The sequence below is a fragment of the Pseudonocardia sp. Cha107L01 genome (assembly GCF_052566575.1).
On sequence record NZ_CP199579.1, the window covers coordinates 9,674,775 to 9,687,657 of the forward strand.

The window sequence follows — 12,883 nt, forward strand, 5'->3', positions numbered from 1 at the left end:
GCTTCGCCGCGGACCGCATCGCCCGTCCGTGGCCGGTGGACTCGCGACAATCACCTGAGACACCGTCAAGAGGTAAAACATATAAGACCATATTTCATATGACAACGGGGTAACGTGGGTTCGACCCGGCCCTCCACCACTCCGCCGGGTAGGGGAACCAGATGGTCAAGCGGATGTCGCACGGCGCGCGGGCCGCCCTGTTCGCGCCGCTGGACCAGACCGGCCGGGCCGAGGCGGTCACCCGGCGGCTGGTGGACGCGATCACCCTCGGCCTGCTCGCCGACGCCGAGCAACTGCCCACCGAGACCGAGCTGGCCGCCCAGTTCGGGGTGTCCACGGTGACTGTGCGGGAGGCGCTGGTCGCGCTGCGCCAACACGGCCTGGTGGAGACCCGCCGGGGCCGGGGCGGTGGCAGCTTCGTCCGGGCGCCGGCCGACTCGCCGGTGGCGCCCTGGCGGGAGCGGCTGCGCGCGGTGTCGCTCGCCGACCTGCGCGACGTCGGCGACCACTACATCGCGGTGGCCGGGGCGGCGGCCAGGCTGGCGGCCGAACGCAGCTCCGCCGAGGACCTGGTCCGGCTCGAACTGGCCGCCGAGGACATCCGCGCCGCAACCGGTCCGGCGGCCTCCCGCGCCGAGCGGCACTTCCACCTGGAGGTGGCCGCCGCCGCCCAGTCACCGCGGCTGACCCACCAAGAACTGCTGCTGCAGGGCGAGCAGGGTGGCTTGCTGTGGCTGCCGATCGGCCACCGGGACGACCCGGAGGCCGGGTACGCCGTGCACGGCGCGATCGTCGGCGCCATCGCCCGGGGGGACGGGGACCTGGCCCGCACGCTCACCGAGGAACATATTCTCGACGCCATCGACCGGCTGGCGGTGCTGCACCTGGAGTTGATTGATCCGTAAGCTGCGGCATCCGCCTATCGCTCCGCCTATCGCGAGGTGAGCATCGTGAACGACACGCGGACGCGGCCCGGGGACGAGGTCGTCGCGCAGGTCTCCGGCATCGTCGAAGGGGTCTTCGCCGGCCTCAAGCCGCTGCTGGCCGCCGCCGAGACACTGCTCGCCGAGCCGGGCGACACCACCGGCGCCGACCTGGACCGACTGCGTCCGCAGGTGGTCGAGCTGCTCGGCGGACTGGTCGTCGGCGCCGGGTTCATCGCCGCGCCTCGGCTACTGGCCGACCAGCAGTTCGGCTTCGAGTGGTGGACCAGCGCGCCCAGCGGCACACCCACCCAGCTGTTCATCAGCCTGGACCCGGCCAGCGAGTACTTCCTCGACTACACCCGCCAGTCCTGGTTCACCGTGCCGCGCGACACCGGGCGCCGGCACATCACCGGCCCCTACGTCGACTACCTGTGCACCGACGAGTACACCCTGACCTTCACCCTCCCGGTGCGCGGCGCGGAGGACTTCGCCGGTGTGGTCGGCGCCGACGTCTTCGTCCGGGAGTTCGAGCACACCACGCTGCCCAAGCTGCACGCACTCGCTGTGGAGCAGCATGCCCGGGCGGCCCTGGTGAACGCCCAGGGCCGGGTGATCGTGTCCACCTCCGCGCGCCAGGCCACCGGGTCGCTGGTCCGCGAGCTGGACATCCCGGCCTGGTGGACGACCGGCGAGGAGTCCGTCAGGCGGCCCGGCACGACGCTGCGCCGCTGCGGCGACGCCCCGGTCGCCCTGCTGGTCACCGCTCGCTGACCCGGCGCTCGCTGACCCGGCGCTCGGTCAGAACGGGGTGCGGGCCAACCAGTTCGCCCAGACCGCCGCGTCCCCGATGATCTCGACTTCCCCACCGGCCGAGCTGCGACGCAGCACGGCGAGCAGCAGATCGCTCGCACGGCCACGGACCGCGGCCGTGCCCTTGCCGTGCCCGTGCTCCCAGGAGACCGAGCCGCCGCTGCTCCGGATCATCCACTCGCCGTCGGGGCCGAGGTCGCCGTCGGTGGCATGCAGGTGCAGCGTGAGCCCGTCCTCGAGCACCGGCGGGGCATCGGACCTCGGTCGCGCGGTGACCAGGTCCAGCCACTCCGACACGCCGTCCGCCGCCAACTCCGGCGACAGGTCGTAGTCGGCGCCGAGCGCGATCGCCGCGTCCGCCCGGTGCACGGTCGACTCGTGCAGCCTGCGCCGGATCCACCACTCGGCCGGCTTCGGCCCGATGAAGGTCCACACCTTGGTGTCGGCGCCCACCTGCGCCACGGCGTCGACCACCGCACCGGCGCTGCCGTGCAGCCAGGCGAGGGCGCCGTCGGCGTCCTCGGGCGGCTTGCCGTTCGCCACGCTGCGCGGGTCGATCACAGTCTCCGACCGCTCCGCCACGATCGTGGCGGCCCAGCGGTCGCCCCGGCCGACGTGCCTGACCAGCTGCTGGAGCGTCCACTCCGGACAGGTGGGCACCCGGACCGACTGGTCGGCGCGGTGAATGAGCTCGCCGAGCAGTCGGTTCTGCTCGAACAGTGCGGCGGTGTAGTCCACGGCCGGACGATAGCGCTCCGCGCGGTCGTCGGCCCGGTGAATACGCCCGGCCAGTTCGCCCGGCCAGTTCGCCCGGCCAGTTCGCCCGGTCAGTTCGCCCGGTCAGTTCGCCCGGCCAGTTCCACCAGCCAGTTCGCTGACGGCGCGCTCAGGCCGGGGTGTGCGCCGGGCGCAGCGCGGCGGCCACGTGATGGACCGCGAGCAGGTCCGCCGTCATCGTGTCCAGCAGCAGGCGCTGCTACGCCCGCTCCCCCGGCATGCCGCGATCATAAGAGCCGGTCGGGGCACTCCCGTCCCGGCCCACCGGCGTGAGCGGGGCCGGCCCGCGGTCACGGTGAGTGCCCGCGCTAGCGTGGGCGTGGTGAGGCAGCAAGGACTCCCCAGCAGGCTCTCGGCACTGCGTGAGCGCCGCTGGCAAGTGATCGCCGTGGCCCTGGTCGTGCTGCTCGGCGGCGGACTGTGGATCGCCCTGGCCAGCTCCGGCAGCGGCGGACCTCAATCGCAGACCGCCGCGCCGGCGACGGCGGCCAGCCCACCGCCGCTCCCCCCACCGGGCATCGACCTCAGCGCCTGGAAGCTGAGCATCCCCGAGGAGAACGACGACGGTAACGCCGCGTCGATCGAGCCGGCGACCCTCAAGGAGCCCTGGCTCGCGGCCACTCCCGACGGCGGGTTGATGTTCTGGGCACCCACCTCGGGGGCGACCACCAAGAACTCCGACCACCCCCGCACCGAGCTGCAGAGCCTCACCAACTTCAAGGCCGGCACCGGCCCCCACACCATGACCGCCTCGGTCACGCTGCTGCAGGTACCGCAGGACGGCGGCGGCATCATCCTGGGCCAGATCCACGGGGCCGACGACATCAGCTCGGTGCCCTACGTGATGCTGCGCTTCGAGAAGAACAAGCTCCGGGTCGTGGTCAAGCAGGCCCAGAAAGGCGGGCGGCTCATCAACTACCCGCTGCTGGACAACGTCGGACTCAACAGCGAGATCGACTACACCCTCGCCGACCTCGGCAACGGCAGCATGACCTTCTCCGCGACCTACAACGGCCAGACCCGCCAGACCACGGCGCCCGTCCCAGCCCTGTTCCAAGGTGCGACGGTGCGTTTCCAGGCCGGCGACTACCAACAGGCCGACGACCCCGGCGGGGCCCAGGACGGCGGCCGGGTCATCTTCCACCGCCTCGCCCAACAACCCACCACCCCGTGACACGACGCACCGGTGCAGGCAGGCCTCGCAGTTGAGGTGACCGCTCCCTCGCACTCCCCGTGAGGACGTCCCCATGCCCAGCAACATCCAGCTCCTGCTGACCATCAACGCGCTGGCCCGGTCCACACCGTGGCTCCAGACCGCCATGTCGAGCTATGCCACCGTGGCTGGCTTCGTGGTCTTCGCCGAGCTCATGCTCGCCGGTTGGTGGTTCGCCCGGCAGCGATCGGACCCCCGGGCCGTCGCGGCCACGCTGTGGACCCCGATCGGCATGCTGCTGGCACTCGCGGTCAACCAACCGATCACGGCCCACTTCGCCGAACGCCGCCCCTACATGGTCTATCCCGACCTGCTGACCCTCGCCCAGCACAGCCTCGCCCCGGGGTTCCCCAGCGACCACGCCGTCATCGGCGGCGCAGTCACCGCCACCCTGTTCCTGGCCAGCCGCCGGCTCGGCTACTGGACCGCGCTCGCCGCACTGGTCATGGCATTCGCCCGCATCTACATCGCCGCGGCCTACCCCTACGACGTCCTCGCCGGACTGCTGCTCGGCGCGGCGGTCAGCCTCGTCAGTTTCCTGCTCGTCCGTCGGCCCCTCGTTCGCCTGCTCGGCGCGGCGGACCAGACCGTCTTCCGGCCCCTCATCACAGCCACGCCGCGAACCGCGCTCGCGGGGTCGGCCCCCGGAGCTTCTTAAGGGCTGAGCTTGGCCGTTGTCCCCGTGCGATGACCCCGTCGCGAGAGTCGTGAACGCTCGCTCGCGGGATGCGCAGAATGACGTATAGACATGGACCGGCCGGTGCGCTGAGGTCAAGGCCCTGAACTGCACCAACAAGGTGAATCGGTTGAGTACCCGCCCAGTCGTCGACCGACGCAAGGAAACACCATGACTGCCACCGAGCCAGCTCCAGCCGCCACCGATGTCGTCTACGACCTGGAAGGGACGCTCCTCGAAGCCTGCTCCTGCGGGGTGCTGTGTCCCTGCTGGATCGGCGCGGACCCGGACGGAGGAAGCTGCGAGTCCGTCAATGCATACCGCTTCGAGCACGGCACCATCCGGGGCATCGACGTGAGCGGCCTCTCATTCATCAACGTCTGCCTCATCCCTGGCAACGTGCTCACCCCCGGCAGTTGGCGGGTGGTGAGCTTTGTCGACGACCGCGCCACCGACGAGCAATACCAAGCGATCATCGACGCCTACCACGGCCGCCTCGGCGGTCCGCTGGCTGACCTGGCGGGCTTGGTCGGCGAGGTGATCGCGATCGAGCGGGCACCCATCACCCACGAGACCCGCGACGGCAACGGCACACTGCGCATCGGCGACGTGCTCTCCGCCGACATGGAACCGTTCCGCAGCCCGGACGGCACCACCATCACTACCCTGCGCGACTCGCTGTTCTCGACCGTCCCCGGCTCTCCTGCCTACATTGCCCGGGCCCGTCACCACACCGTCAACCTGCCGCAGTACGGCATGGTCTGGTCTTTCGAGGGGCGTAACGCCATCCAATCCGACTACCACATCACCTACACAGCAACGGGATGACCAGCGGCGATACGCCCGGGACGATATCGCGCGCTCGCGTTCTTGACGACCCAGGCCGGGTGCTGTGGGCGGTCACGGGCGCGTGTTGGCTGCTGCTCGTCGGCGTGGCGATCTATGCCCCCGAGCTGGCCCACCGGCACGGCGAACTCGCCCGGCCGAACTCCACCCACGACTGGCCACTGGTGCTGGCGACGTTCGCGGGTGGCTGGTTGGTGATGGTCGCCGCGATGATGCTGCCCACGACCGTGCCGATGGTCCGGATGTTCACCGTCGTCACCGCCGGTGTCGAGCGCCGCCGCGCCGCTCGGGTTGTCTTCTTGGCCGCCTACTTCATGGTCTGGCTGGGATTCGCCTGGGTGGCGCTGGCCGCGGACGTGGGAGTCCATGCGGCGATCGGAGCGAGCGCGTGGCTGCGCAACCGCGAGGGTCTGGTGTTGGCAGGGGCCCTCGGGCTTGCCGGGGTGGCGCAGTTCACCCCACTCACTCGACGCTGTCTGCGCGCCTGCCGCGACCCGCGCGCTTTCCTGTTCCGGCACTACCGTCGAGGGCTTGCCGCATCCTGGGCGCTGGGTGTCCGCCACGGCTTGTTCTGCGTGGGTTGTTGCTGGGGATTGATGCTGGTGATGTTCGCCATCGGCGTGGGCAGTATCTGGTGGATGGTTGCGCTCACCGCCGTGATGATGATCGAGAAGACCCAGCCACTCGGCGCGAAGCTCGTCGCACCTGTCGGCCTGGTCCTGCTCGCCGCCGGTGCCTGGCTAGGCTTGTCGGAGCTGTTCGCACCAGCCGCCGGCGGAGTCGCGGTCACCCCGCACCACCACTGACCCATCACGATCTGAGCGGGTTGTGGTCAAAACTGTGGTCGACCGACCCGCTCAGCGGGAGATAATCCTGGTGGAGCTGAGGGGACTCGAACCCCTGACCCTCACACTGCCAGTGTGATGCGCTACCAGCTGCGCCACAGCCCCAAGAACACTGAACTTACCGGACGATGAACAACGGCCTGAAATCGGGGGGCCCTTTTCGGCCACCTCGCGTCTAGGCTCGCCCGGTGACCGCCGCAGAGTCCGCGCCGCCGGCCCTGGTCGACCCGGATGCCGAAGGATGCCAGCCGGAGCAACGCCGGGAGCTGCAGCAACAGCGGCTGGGCGAGCTGGTGGACCGACTTCTCCGGGCGGACGGCCTACAGGCCCAACGCCTGCGGAGCGCGGGGGTGGGGTCCGGCGCCGACGTCTCCCTGGACGACCTGGCCAAGCTGCCGACGGTGACCAAGCAGGACCTGTGGGACAACTACCCGTGGGGCCTGCTCGCGGTGCGACAACAGGACGTGGTGTGCCTGCACGGCTCGTCCGGCACCAGCGGCCGCCCGACACTGGTGCCCTACACCGCGGTGGACGTGGCGATCTGGGCGGAGGTCATGGCACGGGCGCTGGGCGGCGCCGGCGCGACCCGGTCCAGCGTGATCCAGGTGGCCTACGGCTACGGGCTGTTCACCGGCGGCCAGGGCATCCACCACGGCGGCATGCGACTGGGCGCCACGGTACTGCCGATGTCCGCCGGGATGACCGAACGCCAGCTACGGATGCTCGCCGATCTGCACCCGGATGTGCTCTGTTGCACCCCGTCCTACGCGATCTACCTCGGCGAGGCGCTGCGGGCCGAGGGCGTCGAGCCGGGCACCGGGTCGCTGAAGGTCGGCATCTTCGGCGCCGAGCCGTGGACCGCGGCGATGCGCGACCAGATCGAGACGCTGCTCGGACTGCGCGCGCTGGACATCTACGGGCTGTCCGAGATCATCGGCCCTGGCGTGGCCTGCGAGTCGCTGGACTCCGACGGGCAGCTCAACGTCGCCGAGGACCACTTCTACGTCGAGGCGATCGACGCCGAGGGCCACCCGGTACGTGACGGCACCCCGGGCGAGCTGGTGTTCAGCACGCTGACCAAGACCGGCATGCCGCTGCTGCGCTACCGCTCCGGCGACATCGCGACGCTGAGCGGCCCCGCCTCCGGTTCGCCGCGCACCCTGCGCCGGATGAGCAAGCTGCTCGGGCGCCGCGACGACATGCTGGTGATCCGGGGCGTGAATGTCTTCCCCACCGAGATCGAGGCCGTCCTGCTCGCCGACGAACGGATCGGCCCGCACTACCTGATCGTGGAGGACCGCAGGGTGCCGGCCCGCCCCGAGCTGCGGGTGGCCGTGGAGTCGGCGAGCGCGGCGGTGGACACCGTCACACTTGGCGACCAACTGTCGGCGGCATTGCGCGAGCGGCTCGGGGTCGGCTGCCAGGTGCGCGTGGTGGCCGCCGGCACCGTGCCGCGCACCGAGGTCGGCAAGGCGCGCCGGCTCGAGCGCTGGACCGAGGGCGACGCAGTACCGGAACGCTGGCAGGTACTGCTCTAGGCACACCAGTTCGGCACCCGCCGCCGAGGCTCTCCACCGCGGTGGGTGCCGGAGCTCACTTGGTGATGTTGGTCAACCAGGTGTCGTCGGACAGGTCGGCCTTCTTGCCGTTCACCATGACCGTCGGGGTACCGAACCCGGTCGAGCCCGGTGACCGCAGCGAGGCGTCCTTGGCCGCGCGCGAGGTCTCGTTGGTGACCGCCAGCTTGTACTTGCCGGTGATCACGCACTGGTTGAAGCTCGCCGGCGGGGTGGCACCGGCCTTGGTCGCCTCGTCGATCAGCTGCTGGTCGGTGAGCCCGGCCGAGCCCTCGGCGGGCTGGTCGGCGAACAGCTGCTTGTGGTACGCGGGGAAGAAGCCGGCGTCGGCCGCGCAGATCGCGGCGCTCGCGGCCCGCAGCGAGTACCCGGTGGGGCTCGTCGCGCGGTTCAGGATGGCCACCGGGTGGTAGCGGACCTGGATCTTGCCGTCGTTGATCGCCTTGGTCAGGTCGCCGCCGGAGTTCGACTCGAACCGACCGCAGATCGGGCAGAGGAAGTCTTCGTAGACGTCGACGGTGTTCGCGGCCTGCTTGCCCGCGACGACGACCGCACCCTGGACCGCCGTGGTGTACGTGGCGGCCACCTGCGTCTGCGAGCTGCTGCGCACCATGCTGATCGTCCAACCGATGAGCCCGGCTACCACCAGCACACCGATCACCACGTAGATGACCGTGCGACTGCCGCTCTTGGCTGCCACTTCAGGGACCTCCTCCGCCCACCGACTAGCGCTCGCCGCGAGTCAGTACGTCGTCCAGCGCCAACAGGGTGCGCGGACGGATCATCAACCAGGCCGCGAGGACGAGGAATCCAGAGTCCCGCAGCAGCTCAGTACCGTAGCTGGTCTTGTCCGGAGCAACATCACCGCCGCCCCCGAAGCAGCCGCAGTCGATTGAAAGGCCGCGTGCCCAGGCCTGCGCGACCCCGGCGATGAACACCAGCAGGAGCAGTCCGGAGAACGCCGCCACCAGCCGGGTACCCAGCCCCAGCAGCAACAACAGCCCCAGGGCCAGCTCCAGGTACGGGAGCACGGCGGCCACCACCGCGACGCCGGAATCGGGCATCACGTTGTAGGCGCGCACCGCGACGTAGGTCTGGTCCGGGTCGGCGGCCTTGATCCCGCCGGACACCAGCCAGACAGCGGCCAGGCCGAGCCGCACGATCGTGCCGACAATGTCGAGCCACGAACGCCCACGCACTTGATCAGTCAGCGCTTGGTCGCTCGGCACCGGGGCAGCCTAGTGATCGCCGCCGAGTGCCCGTCACCCACCTCCCGATGCAGCTCAGCACAGCCTTGGAGGGGCCCAGGCAAGGCTCGCCAAAGTCCAGTTTGGACAGTCGGGGACGTACTATGGAGCACGGAGGTGCGGCAATGGGCGGGATCAATTCCCCGGATGTCACGCAGGGCCCTGAGGAGATCGGTCACGAGCACAACGACCTGTCCGGTGGTTGGCTGCGACCCGCGGTCTTCGGCGCGATGGACGGGCTGGTCACGAACATCGCGCTGGTGGCCGGCGTGGGCGGCGGCGGCGCGAGCGTGCGGACGATCGTGCTGACCGGTATGGCCGGGTTGGTGGCCGGCGCGTTCTCCATGGCGCTCGGCGAGTTCGCCTCGGTGGACACCCAGAACAACGCCGTGCAGGCCGAGGTGGCCGTGGAGCGCGAGGAGCTGCGCCGCCACCCGGACGCCGAGAAGGCCGAGCTGATCTCGATGTACCAGGGCATGGGGTTGTCCGAGGACATCTCCCGACGGCTGGCCGAAGAGGTGCACAACAACCCGGAACTGGCGGTCCGCGAGCACATCACCGCGGAGCTCGGGGTGAACCCGGACGACCAGCCCTCCCCCTGGACGGCCGCCATCTCCTCGTTCTTCTGCTTTGCGGTCGGTGCACTGTTCCCGCTGCTGCCCTACCTGCTCGGCGCGCACTCGTTGCTGCTCAGCCTCGCGGTCGGCGGAACAGGGCTGTTCGCGGCCGGGGTCCTGGTGTCCCGGTTCACCGCCCGCAGCTGGTGGTTCAACGGGCTGCGCCAACTGGCCTTCGGCGTCATCGCCGCCGGGGCGACCTTCATCGTCGGGTCGCTGATCGGCGTCGGCGGGGTCGGCTGAGCCGGCCAGCTACCGCGCCGATCCGTTGGCGGCGCGGCGTCGGCGGGGTCGGCTGAGCCGGCCAGCTACCGCGCCGATCCGTTGGCGGCCAGCCCGGCGAACAGGTCGCTCTCCCAGCCGTGCTCGCCCTCGCCGGCCGGCCCGCGCTCGCCCCGGACCAGCCGGAAGTGCTCCACACCGAAGTCCGGGAGCAGGCTCAGCTTGCCGAAGAAGCCCTTCTCGAGGTCGACCTGGCTGTAGTGCGCACGCAGCGCGGCCACCTTGCTGGCGGCATACTCGCGCCCGTCGACCTCGGCGGCGATCATCTCGTCCGGCACCCCGGGCATGTCGTCCTCGATGTCGAAGCCGATAGTGGCCGCCAGCCGGCGCACCGACTCGCGCCGCAGCGCCGTCCAGTACACCTTCGGCACCTGCCACGGTTCGCCGAGCTCGGGCGCGTACCCGGGGTCGGCGGCCGGATCCAGCGCGGCCATCGTGACCCGGTGTGCCTGGACGTGGTCGGGGTGGCCGTAGCTGCCGTTCGCGTCGTCGCTGATCACCACGGTCGGCCGCTCCCGGCGGAGCACCTCGACCATGGCGCGCACCGCCTCGCTCAGGTCGGCCCTGGCGAACGCCCTCGGATCGTCGTTCTCCGGGGTGCCCACCATGCCGCTGTCCCACCAGCGACCGAGGCCGCCCAACCAGACGTGCCGGTGCACCCCCAGCTCGGCGAGCGCGGCGGCCAGCTCGCCTTCGCGGTGCCGGCCGAGCGCCTCCGGCCCCTCCTCCCGCAGGTGGGCCAGCTTCTCGGTGACGATCTCGCCGCGCTCGCCCCGGGTACAGGTGACCAGGCACACCGAGGCGCCCTCGGCCGCGTACCGGGCCATCGTCGCCCCGGTCGGGATGGCCTCGTCGTCGGGATGCGCATGCACCAGCACCATCCGGCGAAGATCCGAGGACGGCGTGGGAGTGGACGCCGGGGACAGCACGGGAGCGGGCACGGTCATACACAGAGTTGACCACATCTCACCGACGAACCGGGTCCCGAGCCGGCCGGTAGCTCAGTGACGTTGCCCCGTGGTGCGACACCGCGGCGATCCGCTGTGGACACCGCCGCGTTCCTGCTCGCCGCCGGTTTCGGCTTCGGCCTGTCGCTGCTGCGGATCAGTCGGACGAGCACGTGCCGCGGGCGCTGCGCGCCGGCGCGGCGGGGTTCCTGCTCCTGTACATCCAGCGCTGAATCCGCTGCGTTGAACCCGCCCGCCGACCTCAGTTCCGAATTCGAACAGGCCGCGGTTTCCGCCGGGGTGTCTGGGAGTAGTCGATCCATTTAGGCGGGATAAATTCGGGGAGCTCGTCGTGCATGCGAACTTCCCAGTCGGACTGGTGCACCATCCGGTGATGCGTCCAACACAACATCACCAAATTGTCGAGTTTTGTTTCACCATGGTGAACCCAGTGCACAATATGGTGCACCTCGCAGGAACTCGGAGGCCGGTCACACCCCGGATGGGCACACCCACCATCCCGAACCGCGACCGCCCGCCGCTGCGCCAACGTGGCACACCGTTTCTCCCGCCCCACATCCAACGGCTCACTGTTCGCACCGAGCACGATCGGGGTGATCTGCGCGTCGCAGCTGAGCCGGCGTACCTCACCCGGCCCGATGTGCCCACCCAACTCGAGGTTCGCCCCACGCAACCCGGCCTTCAGCGCTGCCAAACCCATCGTGATCGCCACATGCGGACGCTCACCACCTTGCGCGGGGAGGCGGCCCTCGTCGAGGGTGTGCGCGCAGATCTCCCCGAGCGCATCAGCCTGCCGCTGGCCCAACGACTTGCCCTCGTCGGCGGCCGGTTTGAGAATCGCCCCGATCGCCCGCGCCACCGTCTCGAACGTCACCGAGTCGAGCTGGCCTTTGATCTTCCCGCCCACCCCGTGGCGGGACTTGGCCAGATGCAGCTCGTTGACCTGCGGATCGTCCTCACCGGGAGGCGCGCCGTCCTGATCGAGCAGGTCGAGCTCCTCGCGGGCCTTGCGGGCCAACAACTCCGGGCTGTACTGCCGCGCCCAGTCGGCGAACAACACCTCCGCCGCCACCCACTGCTCCACCGTGATCCGCCGGGCGGCATCCGTAGCCAACACCGACTCGATCACCTCAGCATGCGCCAGATCAATCTCCAGCGCACCCAACGCCATCGCCGTCGCCGGCAGTTTCGGCTCCAACACCTCACCCACCAACGACCGGGTGGGAAACACACTGGCGGCCACCGCCACCATCCGCCGCCCATCCCGCTGGCTCACCCCGAGCAGATCGCTGACCGCGTTCCTCGAGCACGTCCCCCGCTCGAGAAACTCCCCATCCCGATCCAACCCGGCGAGCAACACCAACGAGTCGTACTCACATTGGCGCCGCAAAACCTGGTAACTCTTCAACCCATCAATCCGACACTCCGCATCACCGGTGCGTTCGAGTGCGCGCAACGCGGCCATGGAATCCATGACCACCCGCCGCACCGCAACAACCGAACCCTCCGACATACCCAAAATTATGGCAAAGAGCCCCGACAGTTTCCGGGCCGATACCGCCGCCCCCGAAAAAAGATTTCATGATCTTTTGCGAACCCCGCCGGACGTCCCCGACAAGCGTCTCCGACCCAAACAAAAAGGTCAGACACCAGACCGACCTAACCGACCACTGTCCCGTCCAAAGCTTCAGTAAATCGCGCCCAGCCACCGAAAGGAAACCAAACAATCCGAGCCATCGCGACGCCCCGCCGACGGCAACCGCATCAGTGCGGCCACATCGGTGCCGCCGCTCAGAGGATGCCGCTCAGTGAGCTCAACAGGTCGCTCACGGCGTCCGTCACCTGACTGAGGTCGATCCCCGCGACCTCGAGACCACCCTTGCCCTTGTCCTTGTCGTCGTCGGAGGGCGTGTCGTCGTCGGAACGCGAGTCGCGGTCACCCGAGTGCGAACGGTGCTCGTTCGAGCGCGAGTGCCCGTCACCGGAGCTGTGGTCCGAGGCGCTGGCGACCCCGGAGGTGAACAACAGCGCGAACAGGCCGGCGACAACGATGACCGCGGCGGTCGCTACTTTCCTGGCACGGTTCATCGACGTGTCCT

At 69.8% G+C, this 12,883-nt stretch carries 14 protein-coding genes and 1 tRNA gene; 8 read left to right on the top strand and 7 right to left on the bottom strand.

Features of this window, described 5'->3' with window-relative positions; translation table 11 throughout:
* Positions 1-161: 161 nt before the first annotated feature.
* Both ACTXG6_RS45620 and ACTXG6_RS45625 read left to right on the top strand, forming a co-directional pair.
* A complete protein-coding gene (locus ACTXG6_RS45620) occupies positions 162-905 on the top strand; it encodes a FadR/GntR family transcriptional regulator (RefSeq protein WP_445185525.1) in 744 nt (247 codons plus the stop codon).
* A gap of 45 nt (positions 906-950) precedes the next feature.
* Positions 951-1,697 carry a cache domain-containing protein gene (locus ACTXG6_RS45625; protein ID WP_445185526.1) on the top strand — a complete coding sequence of 249 codons (747 nt, stop codon included), beginning with the start codon at positions 951-953 and terminating at the stop codon, positions 1,695-1,697.
* A gap of 27 nt (positions 1,698-1,724) precedes the next feature.
* Here ACTXG6_RS45625 and ACTXG6_RS45630 read toward each other — a convergent pair whose 3' ends face one another.
* The gene (locus ACTXG6_RS45630) at positions 1,725-2,474 is read right to left on the bottom strand and encodes a maleylpyruvate isomerase family mycothiol-dependent enzyme (protein ID WP_445185527.1); all 750 of its coding nucleotides are present in this window, start codon (positions 2,472-2,474) and stop codon (positions 1,725-1,727) included.
* A 361-nt stretch (positions 2,475-2,835) separates the two neighbouring features.
* On the opposite strand from ACTXG6_RS45630, the gene ACTXG6_RS45635 reads away from it, so the two are divergent.
* From ACTXG6_RS45635 to ACTXG6_RS45650, 4 genes are all read left to right on the top strand, one after another.
* Complete coding sequence (locus tag ACTXG6_RS45635) at positions 2,836-3,687, top strand: polysaccharide lyase family 7 protein (protein WP_445185528.1); 852 nt, start codon at positions 2,836-2,838, stop codon at positions 3,685-3,687.
* 73 nt (positions 3,688-3,760) lie between these two features.
* Positions 3,761-4,384 (top strand): phosphatase PAP2 family protein, encoded by a 624-nt coding sequence (locus ACTXG6_RS45640; RefSeq protein WP_445185529.1) that lies wholly within the window; start codon positions 3,761-3,763, stop codon positions 4,382-4,384.
* 189 nt (positions 4,385-4,573) lie between these two features.
* Entirely contained in the window at positions 4,574-5,230 is a 657-nt protein-coding gene (locus ACTXG6_RS45645; RefSeq protein WP_445185530.1) for a DUF1326 domain-containing protein, read from the top strand.
* 59 nt (positions 5,231-5,289) lie between these two features.
* Entirely contained in the window at positions 5,290-6,054 is a 765-nt protein-coding gene (locus tag ACTXG6_RS45650; RefSeq protein ID WP_445185531.1) for a DUF2182 domain-containing protein, read from the top strand.
* 68 nt (positions 6,055-6,122) lie between these two features.
* Here the strand turns inward: ACTXG6_RS45650 and ACTXG6_RS45655 are convergent.
* A tRNA-Ala gene (locus tag ACTXG6_RS45655) sits at positions 6,123-6,198 on the bottom strand.
* A gap of 83 nt (positions 6,199-6,281) precedes the next feature.
* Here ACTXG6_RS45655 and ACTXG6_RS45660 point away from each other — a divergent pair.
* On the top strand, positions 6,282-7,631 hold the full coding sequence (locus ACTXG6_RS45660) for a phenylacetate--CoA ligase family protein (protein WP_445185532.1): 1,350 nt from the start codon (positions 6,282-6,284) through the stop codon (positions 7,629-7,631).
* A 55-nt stretch (positions 7,632-7,686) separates the two neighbouring features.
* On the opposite strand, the gene ACTXG6_RS45665 is transcribed toward ACTXG6_RS45660, so the two are convergent.
* Positions 7,687-8,370 (bottom strand): DsbA family protein, encoded by a 684-nt coding sequence (locus tag ACTXG6_RS45665; protein ID WP_445185533.1) that lies wholly within the window; start codon positions 8,368-8,370, stop codon positions 7,687-7,689.
* 25 nt (positions 8,371-8,395) lie between these two features.
* Positions 8,396-8,869, bottom strand: a complete 474-nt coding sequence (locus tag ACTXG6_RS45670) for a MauE/DoxX family redox-associated membrane protein (RefSeq protein WP_445190294.1) — start codon at positions 8,867-8,869, stop codon at positions 8,396-8,398.
* Between the two features lie 173 nt (positions 8,870-9,042).
* On the opposite strand from ACTXG6_RS45670, the gene ACTXG6_RS45675 reads away from it, so the two are divergent.
* Positions 9,043-9,777: a VIT1/CCC1 transporter family protein gene (locus tag ACTXG6_RS45675; protein WP_445185534.1), complete on the top strand. Its 735-nt coding sequence runs from the start codon at positions 9,043-9,045 to the stop codon at positions 9,775-9,777.
* 65 nt (positions 9,778-9,842) lie between these two features.
* On the opposite strand, the gene mshB is transcribed toward ACTXG6_RS45675, so the two are convergent.
* The 3 genes from mshB to ACTXG6_RS45690 form a co-directional block, all read right to left on the bottom strand.
* Positions 9,843-10,694 (bottom strand): N-acetyl-1-D-myo-inositol-2-amino-2-deoxy-alpha-D-glucopyranoside deacetylase, encoded by an 852-nt coding sequence (gene mshB / locus ACTXG6_RS45680; protein ID WP_445190295.1) that lies wholly within the window; start codon positions 10,692-10,694, stop codon positions 9,843-9,845.
* A 331-nt stretch (positions 10,695-11,025) separates the two neighbouring features.
* On the bottom strand, positions 11,026-12,258 hold the full coding sequence (locus tag ACTXG6_RS45685; RefSeq protein ID WP_445190296.1) for a DUF222 domain-containing protein: 1,233 nt from the start codon (positions 12,256-12,258) through the stop codon (positions 11,026-11,028).
* Between the two features lie 317 nt (positions 12,259-12,575).
* Entirely contained in the window at positions 12,576-12,872 is a 297-nt protein-coding gene (locus ACTXG6_RS45690) for a hypothetical protein (protein ID WP_445185535.1), read from the bottom strand.
* Between the last annotated feature and the right edge of the window lie 11 nt (positions 12,873-12,883).